The following is a 12,015-nucleotide window of genomic DNA, read 5'->3' as shown; positions in this document are numbered from 1 at the left end:
CCACTTACAGCGCCGCCACCTGCCGCGCCAGCTCTGCCGGGTCCCGGGTCGGCAACTGGCAGGCGTGGTTCACGCACACATACGCCTGTCCGCCGCCGGGTCGCGCTTCTAGCACTGGGAGGTCGCCGCCCTCGTCGGCGGGGGCGAGAGCCGTGAAGGGCAGGAAATGCCACGCCAGTTCGCGTTCCAGCGGTTGCCGCTCGGCGGGAGTGCCGATGACAGCGATTTCGGTATGCGGCGCCTCCAGGAACGCCGCCACCTGCCACAGCCCGCCCAGACCCGTCGGCGCGGCGAGCAGTTCGGCATGGAAGCTCTGGACGGTGCGCCGGGCGATGGCCTCGGCTTCCGCGTCTCCGAAATAGCGGTTCATCCATACGCCGAGCAGCGCGGCGGCGGCGTTGTCGCTGAGAATGGCCGAGTCGAAAAAGGACGCCTGCCGGGTCAGCAGCGTCTCGGCGTGCCCGCCGCTGGAGTAAAAGACCCCTGCTCCCTCGTCCCAGAAGTCGCGCCGCACTATGTTCCACAGCTCGCGCGCCCAGTGCAGGTGTGCGAGGTCGCCGCCCGCCTGGAACAGCGCGACCAGCCCCAGCCCGTAAAGCGCGTGGTCTTCCAGCAGCCCTTCCACGCTGGCCCGCCCGTCCTTGAATGTGTGGCGCAGGGTGCCACCTGGCAGGCGCAGCTCACGGTGCACAAAGTCGGCGTTGCGGCGGGCGAGGTCCAGGTATTTTTCTTCGCCCAGAATGCGCGCGGCGTCGGCCAGCGCGGCCAGCACCAGCCCGTTCCACGAGGTCAGCACCTTGTCGTCGGTGTGCGGCTGCGGGCGCACTTGGCGGGCGGCGAACAGCTTGGCCCGCGCCGCCTGCAACCGCTGAGCGGCGTCGTCTCCCAGTTCGCGCGCCAGGGCTGGCAGCGGCGTCGGCGTGTGCAGCACGTTGCGGCTGCCGTAAGCGGGCTGGTGCGGGTCGCGGAAATTACCTTGCGCGGTCACGTTGAAGGAGCGCAGCGCCAAATCGGCGTCCTCACCCAGCACCGCGCGAATTTCATCGGGGGTCCAGGTGAAGGTCAACCCCTCTACGCCGCCATGTTCGGTGGGAGTATCGGCGTCCTGGGCAGAGTAAAAGCCGCCGTCCGGCGCGAGCATCTCGCGTTCCAGATAAGCCAGCGTTTCGCGGGCGAGGCGGGCGAAGTCGTCTTCTCCGGTGAGCTGATAGGCCCGCAGCAGCGTCCGCACGAGCTGGGCGTTGTCGTAGAGCATCTTTTCGAAGTGGGGAACGAGCCACTGCGCGTCCACCGAGTAGCGGTGAAAGCCGCCGCCGAGCTGGTCGTAGATGCCGCCCGCGCCCATCATCCGCAGGGTGTGCAGCGCCATCTCGCGGCCCTGTGGCTGGGTCAGCAGGAAATCCAGCGTGCTGGGCGCGGGAAACTTGGGTGCCCGGCCAAAGCCGCCGAACTGCGCGTCGTACAGCCGGGCAGCGTTTTCCACCGCGCGGGCCAGTGCGCCCCCGGGCAACTCGCCCTCACGCCGCGTGGGCTGGCTCGCCCCGCGCACATGCTCGGTGAGGGCCTGCGCGTTGCCGAGTGCCTGGTCGCGCCGGTTTTGCCACACGTCGTCGATGCTCGCCAGCACCCGCATGAAACTGGGCATCCCCATGCCTTCCTGCGGCGGAAAATACGTACCCGCGTAGAACGGCTCGGCGTCGGGCGTCAGGAACACCGTCATCGGCCAGCCGCCTTGCCCGGTCAGCGCCTGGGTGGCGGCCATGTACACCGCGTCCACGTCGGGCCTTTCCTCGCGGTCCACTTTGATGTTCACGAAGTGGGCGTTCATGAAGGCCGCCGTTCGCTCGTTCTCAAACGACTCGTGCGCCATCACGTGGCACCAGTGGCAGGTGGAGTAGCCCACCGAAAGCAGTACCGGCACGTCGCGCTGCCGGGCCTCGGCAAAGGCTTCGGGCGACCAGGGCCACCAGTCCACCGGGTTGTCCTGGTGCTGGAGAAGGTACGGGCTGCTTTCCTGCGCGAGTCGGTTGGGCATAGGGCAGGCTAGCCCGACACAAGGTCCTGCGCGGGGCTGCATGAACAGTTAGGCAGCCGGCTCAAACAGACCCGACCCAGACAAAATCGTCCCTGTGGGATAGGCATCACACCTACGGGGCCCCCACAAGCGGCAAACTGTGCCATGACAATGACCAACACGCCCCGGCAGGATTCCCCTTTTGAAAAGCCCGTGAGGGTGCGGGCCGGCTTCTCGCTCACCTTCGACGTGCCCTACGCCACGCCCATGATTTTTGTCGTTCAGCCGCAAGACCGCCTCTCCCCCACCGGCACCCGCCAGCGCATCATCGACCAGCGCCCGCTCGCCGCTGCCGAGGGCATCCACACCTACACCGACACCCACGGCAACCTCATCTGGCGCACGGTGGCGCAGCCGGGCGAGTTCACCATCGGGCACGACCTGATTGCCGAGATAGAGCGCCGCCCCGACCCGCAGTTGCCGGGCCTGCGCAAGATGATGGTGGAGGAGCTGCCCGACGACGTACTTCAGTACCTGCTGCCGAGCCGCTACGTGGACAGCGACCTCGTGAGCGCCGAGGCCTGGGAACGCTTCGGCAACGTCCAGGGCGGCTGGGCGCAGGTGCAGGCGGTGTGCGACTACCTCTTCGACACCTGCGTGTACGGCTACGGCTCCAACTCGACCACCACGGCGTCGCAGGCCCTCGGCAGCGGGCGAGCGGTGTGCCGCGACTTCGCGCATATGGGCGTGGCGTTTTGCCGGGCGCTCAACATTCCGGCGCGCTATGTCTGCGGGTACATGCCCGACATCGACTATCCGCCCGATCCCGTCCCGATGGACTTTCACGCCTGGTTCGAGGCCTTCATCGACGGCGAGTGGCGCACCTTCGACGCCCGCCACAACATTCCCCGCACGGGCCGTGTCCTGATCGCGCAGGGCCGCGACGCTTCCGACGTGGCGTTCACCACCTCCTTCGGCAGCGCCAAGCTGGTCAACATGAAAGTCTGGGCCGACGAAACGGACTTCGACAACACGCTGGACATCGCGCCGAACCCGCGCATTTTCTGAGGACGGAGCGAGCAGGCGGGCGGGGGAACTCATCCTCCGCCCGCTTTTTTGGCTCTGGCTCCTCGGAACAGCAAGGCTTTACCCCAGCCACTCCGGCCCCAGCGCCGGCCAGTCCTCCTCCTGAATCGCCTGCTCGGCCCAGTTTTCCTTGCCGCTCCAGCGGTCAATGGACAGGCTATAAACGCTGGTGCGCTTGAGGTCATCCTCGGAAATGGGCCGGGTCGTCTCCCCCACTTTCAGACCAGGGAACACCCGCTCGGAGAGGGTGGTGAGGGCCGCGCGCGCATCCTCGCCCGCCAGCACCCGCGCCGTGCCAAAGACCATCACGCTGCGGTACTGCACGCTGAGTTCGAGCGGCGAGTTGCTCGGCAGAAACTGGCCGATTTCGGAGACTTCCAGTGTGGCCGGGTGCCCTTGCCCCGCATTGGCCCGCAGCCGCCCCACGACGTTGGTGTGGTACACGAGGTCGCCCTGTTCGGGGCGGTAAGCGTAGGCCAGCGGCGTGATGAAGGGAAAGGCCGCGCCGTCCTCGCCCTGCCAGAGGGTGGCGACACGGGCAATCGTGCCGCGCAGCAGCAGTTCCCGAATCCACTCGTCGGACTGGCGATTTTGTGGGCGACGGCTGACACTCGGGTCGCGCTCGCGGGGGTCGTAGAAGTCGCTCACCAGCCGCGCTCCTGTCTCAGGTTCAGGGCGTGGGCGGTGTGGTGCTGGCCGTGCCAGGTGTAGTAGGCCAGCATGGTGTCGAGCGTGTTGGGACCGCTGACCGGGTGAACGAAGACGCGCGCCCACTGCTCAGGGGTCAGGCTCTCCAGCACGGCCACCCAGCGCCGATGCAGGCCCCGCAACAGGTCGAGGCTCGGCGCGATGGCGCGCGTATCGGGCAGCTCGGCCCAGAGGTTTTCCTCGTAGGTTTTGACGGTCGGGCGGTCCTCGGTCAGGGCCAGCTTGGTGCGGACATAGGCGTTGAGGTGACTGTCGGCAACGTGGTGCGCGAGCTGGCGCAGGGTCCAGCCGCCTTCGCGGTAGGGCGTGTCCAGTTGTGCGTCGCTGAGGCCCGCAAACGCCGCCTCAAATTCTTCTGGCAGTGCTGCCAGGTGGGCCAGCCGCTCCTGCCGCTGCTCGTGCGTGAGGGTCTGGACGGCGGGCGCGGGGCCGATGGGATATCGGGGGTCAGACATCGTAGTTCTCCTTGTCGCCAGCGGATTTGCTGGGCGGGGTTCAAGATTTGGACAGGAAGTGCTGTGCGGCACGACGGCAAGGTAGCGAGGAAACCGGCTTGGCAAAAGCTCCACTTTTTTACAGAATGCGGGGGCCACCCATGCCCGACCTGCCTTTTGCCGTAACACTCAACCGCGCTGGCCCTTCGCCCATCCACCTGCAACTCGCCGCTCAACTGCGCGAAGCGGCGCTGGCCGGGCAGTTGCTTCCCGGAAGTCTGCTGCCGGGCACGCGCACGCTCGCCCGTGACCTCGGGGTGACGCGGGGCGTGGTGGAGGCCGCCTACGCGCTGCTGTCCGCCGACGGCACGCTGCAAGGCGAGGTGGGGCGCGGCACCCGGGTCAGCCGGGGCGTGGGGCGCACGGCGCAGGCCGCCGCACCGTCGCCCGCGTGGTTTGCACCGCGTGTGCCCTCCCCGGGCATGCACAGCGACGAGCGGCCCGGCCTTCACTTCCGCACGGGCGTCACCTCGGCGGCGATGCTGAACGCGCAGGCCTGGAAACGCGCTTGGGCCTACGCGGCGCGGCAGCCGGTGGGAGGCGGTTACGCGGACGCGGCGGGCCTGCCCGAACTGCGCGCGGCGGTGTCCGCCTTCGTGGGGCGCTCGCGGGGGCTGGCGGCCACACCGGATACGCTGCTGCTCACGGCAGGCACCCTGCAAAGCCTCGGCCTGCTGGCGCGGGCGGTGCTGCCGGCGGGAGCGACGGTGCTGTTTGAGAACCCCGGTTACCGCGCGGGCCGCGCCGTGCTGGAAGGGGCCGGACTGCGCCTCGTGCCGCTGCCGGTGGACGAGGACGGGCCAGTGGTGGACAACCTGCCGCCCGCGCACGCCGTCTACGTCACTCCCAGCCACCAGTTCCCCCTCGGCAGCCGCCTGAGCCTGCCGCGCCGCCTCGCGCTGCTGGCCTGGGCCGAGCGGCAGGGCGCGCTGATTCTGGAAGACGACTACGACGGCGAATTCCGCTACGACGTGCCGCCACTCCCTCCGCTCGCCAGCCTGGACACGGCGAGGCGGGTGGTGTACCTCGGCACCTTTTCCAAGGTTCTGAGTCCGGCGCTGAGAACCGGCTTCGTGGTGGCGGCCCCGGCGCTGCTGGCCGCCCTGAGCCATGAGCGCGCCCTGACCGACGGGGGCCACGCCCCGGCGCTTCAGCACGCGCTGCTGCACCTGCTGACTTCCGGCGAGGTGGACCGCCATGTCCGCCGCGCCCGGCGCTGGCACGCGCAGGTGCGGGAGGCTCTGACGGCGGAACTTTCCCCGCTCGCGCCCCTTGCCACACTGCGGGGCATTGAGGCCGGGCTGCATGTTTGCCTACACCTCGCGCCGCCGTTAGACGCCGAGACCGTCGCGCAGGAACTCGCCGAGCGCGGGGTGTACGTGGAGACATTGCGGACCTTCACTTTCACTGAACCGCCAAAAAACGCGCTGGTGCTGGGCTACGGCGGGCTGACGGTCAAGGAGGCACAGGCAGGGGCGCGGAGGATTCGGGAGGTCGTAGAAGCCTACTCAGCGGGCAGAAAAAAGTCCCGCTGATGAGCCGGGTCCGTCACCAGATACACTGTCCCCTCCCGCGCCGCCTCCACCGCTGATTTGGCCGGAAGACCGAAGCGCAACTGTCCAACTTGGCCCAGATGGCGACTCTCCGGCAAGCTCAGCTTCACTTGCCGCCGCTGTCCGTCCAGCGATGCCGCCCACCCCTCACGCAACTGCGGAGCTGCAAACAGATTGGCACGGGCCACCGCTTCCGCTTCTTCGCGGGTCGGCGGGTGGCCTTTCCAGCGAATGAGGTCGGCGGTTATTTCGTGGTCACCCTTGTTGGGATGCAAAAAGACGATGGGGCCAGACGTGCCGCGCAACACCCGCGCCGCCGCTTTGCAGTAGAGGTCTTCCCGGCTGCGGGCGCACACGTTGACCCACCGACGGGCATTGGCCGGACTGTGAAGGTCCAGCCCCGCCTGCCAGACATAGGCCAGCACGAACAAAAGCGGCAGGAGAACAACCGGAGCGAGAATAAAAAGCAGGGTTTTGACGTTAAAGTTCATCTTTCCCCCGCCGCCAGCCTGCCGCCCCGGTCAGCGCCAGCCCGATGAGGCCCCACGCCGTTGGGTTGGGCCACCAAAGCCGACTTTGCCGCGTGCAGCGCCCTGCTGTCTCCCGGACCTCGCAGCGTTCGGCCTGGAGCAGCGCCGGACCAGCCTCCGCCCGCAGCACGTCGCCGCCCGCCAGGAATTTGTTTTCTACCCGCTCACCCACCGCCAGCACCGGCCAACCCAGCCCCAGCGTGAGCAGCAGCGTCCAGAGGTTCACCCGCAACATCTGCCGTGCCTGTGGGCCTTTGCCCCGCATCAGCCACAGCAAAAGCGCATTGAGAGCCAGCGTGATGAGGACGAGGGGGTAACTCGGATGCAGGCCGCCAATGGCCTCGTGCCCGCAGAAGAAACGAAATCCGCTCAGGCCGTAGCGCACCGAGTCGGCGGGCATATAAGGACAGGGACCGGCATCCGTCCAAGTGCGCCCCGCCATGGCCAGATCCAGAAAGGTGACGCCCCACAGCGAAAGTGCCGCCAGGAGGGTCAGCGCAGCCCAGACCGTGAGCAGGCGAGAACGGGTCATGGCGACAGCGTAGCGACAAAAGGTTCTGGAGGCATCCTCCGAAAGTTGCCGCCTCCAGAACCTCAGCATCGTCCGCTTCTCTCAGCGCAGCAGCCCCGCCCCCACCTCCGCCGCCGCCTTGCCCCCGAGGTCGTCCACCTCGTCGCGGCGGGTGGCCCAGGCGGGGAAAGGGTAGTTGACGAGCACCGGGTTGGGCACGTCGGGCTGGCTGACGAGCATGGTGCCGGGCTGCAAAATCCCGGCGCGGCCCCGGAAGCTCTGCGGCAAAAAGCGGTACTCGGGCCGCTCGGCTTCGGCGAGGTCGAGGCGGCCCACCACCCGGATGGCGGCGTTGGACACGATGCGCCGCTCCACCTCGCTGGCGGTCTGCTGCGCGCCGATAAGGATGATGCCCAGGCTGCGGCCACGCTCGGCGATGTCGAGCAGCACGTCCTTGATGGGGCTATCACCCTCGCGCGGGGCGTACTTGTTCAACTCGTCGAGCACCACGAACACGGTGTCTTGCCGCCCCACCCGCTCCTTGTACTCGAAGACTTCGCGCAGCAGCACGCCCACCACGAACATCTGCGCGTGCGCCGAGAGCGCGTGGATGTCCACCACCGTGAGCTGAATCCCGCGCCGCAGCGGGTCGGGCCGGTACCCCTCGGCCTGCTCGGGGGTCAGGTCGCCGCGAATCAGGGGCGAGAGGTACTTCTGCACCCCGCGCAGCCGCCGGGTAAAGGCCCGCAGCGTGCCGGGCGACTGCTTGAGCACCCACTTGGGGTCGCCCTCGCCCTCGCGCTCCTCGAGCAGCTTGTATTCGAGGTAGGAAATCAGCTGTTCGAAGGTCTGGAGATTGACCCCACCGAGTTCGGAAAAGTCGAGATTTTCGGGCGGCGTCTCGCTGTCCTCGAACTGCCAGTCGTGGACGATCAGCCCAGTCCCCTTACCCGTCTGCGCCGCCGCGAGTCGGAAGAGTTTCTCCTCGATGTTGCCGATGACGAAGCCGAGGTTGAGGCTGGCCGAGGCGTCGGAAAACACGTAGGGCAGCATCCGCCGGGCGCAGAACTCGCGGATGGTGAAGACGAAGGGCGTGACCCCCTCGCTGCGTTGGTCGGTCTGCGGCACGATGGCAGTCCCAGCGGCCCCGGCACGCGGCGGCGCGAGCAGTTGCACGTCGCGGAAGGGCTCGGCGGGCAGCCCCAGCAGCGCGTAACGGTCGGCGGACAGCCCCTTGGCCCGCACCACCTTGTCTTCTTTTTCCACCATGCGGGCGTTGGGTTTGTCGAGAAACAGCAGGTCCTCGCCCTTGACATTGAAAATTAGGGCGCGGCCCCCCGCCGTCCCGCTCTGGCGCCCGCCGCTACCCTGCGCGGTGCGGTCCATCACACCGCTGCGGAAGATGGAATGCAGCAAAAACAGTGCGTAACTCGTCTTTGTCGCCACGCCCGAAATGCCGGAAATGTTGATGTGCCCGCCCGACTCGCCGTTGATGAAGCGGAAGTTGAGCGGGAGCGGCTGCCCGTCGGCCAGCAGGCCACCGGGAAACGCGGCTTCCTCCATCTTGTCGGCACTCAGCGCCATGGCGAGTTCGCGGCCCGCCGCGTGCCGCACGTGGTCGCCCGGCTGCGGGGGGATGAAGTTCTCGGGGTCCACCCGCGTGACGAGCACCCGCGCGGCGTAGCTCACCGACGCGGGCAGCAGCCCCGCCACCACGTCCTCCACGTCCGACTCGAAGGTGACGCCCTCGTGCCGCTTACGCACATTGTCCACCAGCCCGTAAAAGCGCACCGGGGTGCCGTCGGGCTTGCGGGTCTCCACCACCACCAAATCGTCGAGGCCCACGCTCGCGCCGTGGCTGACTGCGAACCAGAAGACGGTGGGGGTCACGTCCTCGGTGCCGAGCACCATGCCGATGGCGTCGGCCTTTTCGGCGCCTTGCACGTCATTCCCCGTCACGCCACCACCCCCTGCGTCACCAGGTGGGTGCGGATGCGCCGGGTGACGAGTTCGAGGTTGCCCATGCTGCGGTTCATCGCCTGTTCGAGCGCCGCCGTGGGAATCAGGTTTTGCGGGGCGCGGCTGTCCTTGTGAAGCTTGCTGCCCAGCTTGCTTAGCAGCGCCCCCGAGAGGTCGGCAATCTGCTGCACGGCGGCGGGCACGAAGGAACTGTCTTCCGGCGCGTGCATTTCCAGCCGCATGATGCCGGCGAGCGGGTGCTGGTAAAACGGCGCGTCGCACAGCCGCACGTACCAGGTAAAGCGCTGCTCGCGGCCCTCGGCCTCGCTGAAGGTGCCCCCCCGGTCCCCCACCCGGAAGCGCAGGATGGGCGTGCGCTCGCCGCATTTCAGGCTGCTCAGCAGGCCGATGCGGTCGGCACCCAGATAGTCGGTGTGCAGCGTCTTGACGTAGCCCACCACCGCGCTGCCGCCCCCGCCGAGGCGCACCGGGCCGTCTTGCAGCACCAGCGATTCGGGCAGGGCGTCGGCTTCGCCTTCCTCCAACGCGATGGGTGAGGCGAGCTGGCGGCTGAGTTTCTGCTCGTCTTGCAGCATCAGCTTTTGCACGGCGGCGCGCGGGCCTTCCACCTGCCGCCCGGAAAAAGCATACGGCTCGTAGTCCAGCACCCCGGTGTGTGGGTTGCGTGGGCTGAGGCGGGCAGGTTCGAGCGGCGCGTCCGAGCTGTAGGCAAGCACCCGGCGCGCCCGCACGTCGAGCAACTCGGCCTGCCGCGTGCCGTGGGGACACAGGCTCACGGCCCCCACCACATACGCCCCAAACGCCGCGAGGTGCAGCTCGCCCGAGTCGTCGTCCATCAGCAGCCGCGCCTCCATGCGGGGTTTGCCGTCCACCACCAGCACCTCGCGCACGGACTCCGGGATGCCGAGGGTGGGAATCGCCTCCCAGCGGTCGGTTTCCACGTCGAAGACCAGTCCGGCAAAGGGTTTCAGCGTCAGTTGCCCCTCAAAAGTATCGATAGGCCAGGGGTCCAGACGAATACGCATGGGGAGGATTGTACGGCAGCCGGGATGTCAGGGGCAGAAAAGACATGGTGGGCACAAGTGGAGGTAGTTGGCTGGAATTATGCCCGACACCACTGAAATGGGAGCGTCCGGGGCCTATCCCCGGACGTGTCAACAGAGCTCCCACTCGAGCGTTTCGTCTGTCAGAACCCCGCCTGTCCAGCCCAGCATCACGCGCAACACGGCACCATCAAGCTCCGCAGACGATACGGCCCTCACCGCCGACGACTCCTCAAGTGCACCGCATGCGGTGCGGAATTCAGTGAACTCAAAGGCACGCCCTACTGGAATGCCCGCTGCTCACAGGACACCGTCGACGCCGTCGTCGAGCACGTCACCCACGGCAACAGCTTCGTCACCACAGGCCACCTGGTCGGGTGTCACCGCACCACGGTCGCGCGGATCGTCCGCGTTGCCGGAAGTCACGCGCGACACCTCCACGACCTGAATGCTCGTGACCTGAAGGTCACGAGCATTCAAGCGGACGAACGCTACGGATTCGTCGGGCGCAAGAAAGAGGCGGTATGGGACGCGACCGTCATCGATCCCAGCAGCAAGTTCCTGATCCAGGGCGAGATCGGCGAGCGCACCGCGGCCCTGACCCAGTCGCTCCTCAAGCACGCCAGGGCACGCCTGACAGATCCGCATGGACTCGTGCTGTTCACCGATGGATTTCTGTCGTACCAGACGTTGTTCCCTGAAGTGTTCGGCAGGCCGTATCGGCCTGCGAGACAAGGATCGCGTGGTCGATTCCCGAAGACCGCCTACCGGATCCCGCGTTCCGCAGCCCATGTCCGGATCATCAAGGAGTATGCCGGGAAGCGCATCGTAAACGTGCGCACCGAGATCGCGGCCGGCACTCAGGTTCGCGTGAACGAGGAGTTGCAGCGGTTGGGCTACCACAAGCCCAACACCTCGGCTGTGGAGCGTCAGAATGCCACGGCACGGCGGATGAACCCGCACCTGGCGAGGAAAAGCCTCGCGTTCGCGAGGCTGAGGATTCACCGGGTGAGCCTGGCTCATCTGGTGCAGGGGATCTACAACTGGTGCCGAGTTCAACGGGGTCTGCGGAGCAAGCTCGACGTCCCAAAGGGACGTCAGCTGTACCTCCAACGCACACCGGCCATGACCATCGGGCTGACCGATCACGTCTGGAAGGTGCGGGACTGGCTCTCACAGCCGCAGGGCGTCTCCTGTCGGGCATAGTTCCAGCCAACTACCCAAGTGGAGGGAATGACAAGAAAAAGGCGCCGCAGCTTTCGCCCTGGCGCCTGTCTTCCCCGCTTCTCTCAGCTCGGCTCGGTCAGGCCGCTCAGCCGCCGCAACTCGGCCTCGTCGGTCAGCGTCAGGCAGCGGTAGGCGGGGAGCAGCAGCCCGTCGTCGCGCATTTCGCCGATGAGTTTGCTCACGCTTTCGCGGGTGGCGCCGGTGCCCTCGGCAATGAGTTCGTGGGTGGCGCGCACGAAGCGCTGGCCGCCGGGGTGGGTGCCACCGAGACTCGAATCGGCGAGGCTGAGCAGGTAGCGGGCGATGCGCTCGCGCAGGTCGCCGTCCTGTACGTGAATGCCGCCCTGCACCGCCCGCTGGAGTTGCAGGCTGAGGCTGCGCGTCACGTCCCACAGGTCGCGCACGCTGAGTTGCTCGACGTGCAGCGGCGTGACCACCGCGTCGGTCAGCGCGACGAGCTGGTGGGTACGCGGCTGACCGTGCAGGACTTCTTCGCCGAAGATGTCGCCGGGCTGGATGTGACGCACGGTCAGGTTACGGCCCTGCGGAGAGAGCCGCACCGCCCGCAAGAGCCCCGTTTCGAGGCGGTAGAGCGTCGGCGAGGGGTCCCCCGCGTAGTAGAGCGTCTCGCCCCGGTGCACCGCGCGGCGGCTTTCAGGCAGGGGCGCCGCAGCAAAAGCCGCAGCCGAGGGGGTCGGGGACATAGGAAGCCTCCAGAAGAAAGAATCGGAGCAGGCACCGGCACAGAGCGTGGCAGACCGCTTTACTTTTTACATTGTCCCTGTCAGAACTGGCACGGGCATGAGGCGCCGCCTTCACCCACAGTCAATCGAGTTGAGCGGCGGGTCACATCTTTGTCAGCCCCAGCG

Annotated in this window: 11 protein-coding genes; 3 read left to right on the top strand and 8 right to left on the bottom strand. The window is 67.4% G+C overall.

Features of this window, described 5'->3' with window-relative positions; genetic code table 11:
• Positions 1 to 4 precede the first annotated feature (4 nt).
• Positions 5 to 2,035: a thioredoxin domain-containing protein gene (locus DR_RS04360; RefSeq protein WP_027479701.1), complete on the bottom strand. Its 2,031-nt coding sequence runs from the start codon at positions 2,033 to 2,035 to the stop codon at positions 5 to 7.
• Between the two features lie 144 nt (positions 2,036 to 2,179).
• Between DR_RS04360 and DR_RS04355 the strand changes: the two genes are divergently transcribed.
• Positions 2,180 to 3,082, top strand: a complete 903-nt coding sequence (locus tag DR_RS04355; RefSeq protein ID WP_010887489.1) for a transglutaminase-like domain-containing protein — start codon at positions 2,180 to 2,182, stop codon at positions 3,080 to 3,082.
• A 78-nt stretch (positions 3,083 to 3,160) separates the two neighbouring features.
• Here the strand turns inward: DR_RS04355 and nimA are convergent, their stop codons facing one another.
• Both nimA and DR_RS04345 read right to left on the bottom strand, forming a co-directional pair.
• A complete protein-coding gene (nimA, locus tag DR_RS04350) occupies positions 3,161 to 3,748 on the bottom strand; it encodes a 5-nitroimidazole antibiotic resistance protein NimA (RefSeq protein ID WP_010887488.1) in 588 nt (195 codons plus the stop codon).
• Entirely contained in the window at positions 3,745 to 4,263 is a 519-nt protein-coding gene (locus DR_RS04345) for a YfiT family bacillithiol transferase (protein ID WP_010887487.1), read from the bottom strand. Before DR_RS04345 ends, nimA begins: the two co-directional genes overlap by 4 nt.
• A gap of 140 nt (positions 4,264 to 4,403) precedes the next feature.
• On the opposite strand from DR_RS04345, the gene DR_RS04340 reads away from it, so the two are divergent.
• The gene (locus DR_RS04340) at positions 4,404 to 5,837 is read left to right on the top strand and encodes a PLP-dependent aminotransferase family protein (protein WP_010887486.1); all 1,434 of its coding nucleotides are present in this window, start codon (positions 4,404 to 4,406) and stop codon (positions 5,835 to 5,837) included.
• Here the strand turns inward: DR_RS04340 and DR_RS04335 are convergent.
• From DR_RS04335 to DR_RS04320, 4 genes are all read right to left on the bottom strand, one after another.
• The gene (locus DR_RS04335) at positions 5,807 to 6,346 is read right to left on the bottom strand and encodes a hypothetical protein (protein ID WP_010887485.1); all 540 of its coding nucleotides are present in this window, start codon (positions 6,344 to 6,346) and stop codon (positions 5,807 to 5,809) included. The genes DR_RS04340 and DR_RS04335 overlap by 31 nt on opposite strands.
• Complete coding sequence (locus tag DR_RS04330; protein ID WP_162177601.1) at positions 6,336 to 6,917, bottom strand: hypothetical protein; 582 nt, start codon at positions 6,915 to 6,917, stop codon at positions 6,336 to 6,338. Before DR_RS04330 ends, DR_RS04335 begins: the two co-directional genes overlap by 11 nt.
• Positions 6,918 to 6,998: 81 nt before the next feature.
• A complete protein-coding gene (locus DR_RS04325) occupies positions 6,999 to 8,807 on the bottom strand; it encodes an ATP-binding protein (RefSeq protein ID WP_034349776.1) in 1,809 nt (602 codons plus the stop codon).
• Between the two features lie 44 nt (positions 8,808 to 8,851).
• Entirely contained in the window at positions 8,852 to 9,901 is a 1,050-nt protein-coding gene (locus DR_RS04320; RefSeq protein ID WP_010887482.1) for a DNA double-strand break repair nuclease NurA, read from the bottom strand.
• 126 nt (positions 9,902 to 10,027) lie between these two features.
• Here DR_RS04320 and DR_RS16465 point away from each other — a divergent pair, with 126 nt between their 5' ends.
• Complete coding sequence (locus tag DR_RS16465; RefSeq protein WP_197480503.1) at positions 10,028 to 11,125, top strand: IS1 transposase; 1,098 nt, start codon at positions 10,028 to 10,030, stop codon at positions 11,123 to 11,125.
• A gap of 83 nt (positions 11,126 to 11,208) precedes the next feature.
• Here DR_RS16465 and DR_RS04305 read toward each other — a convergent pair whose 3' ends face one another.
• Entirely contained in the window at positions 11,209 to 11,850 is a 642-nt protein-coding gene (locus tag DR_RS04305; RefSeq protein WP_010887480.1) for a cyclic nucleotide-binding domain-containing protein, read from the bottom strand.
• Positions 11,851 to 12,015 lie beyond the last annotated feature (165 nt).

Source organism: Deinococcus radiodurans R1 = ATCC 13939 = DSM 20539, assembly GCF_000008565.1.
Lineage (GTDB): Bacteria > Deinococcota > Deinococci > Deinococcales > Deinococcaceae > Deinococcus > Deinococcus radiodurans.
The sequence above is the reverse complement of the archived record's forward strand: the minus strand, read 5'-3'. Positions and strand labels throughout refer to the sequence as shown.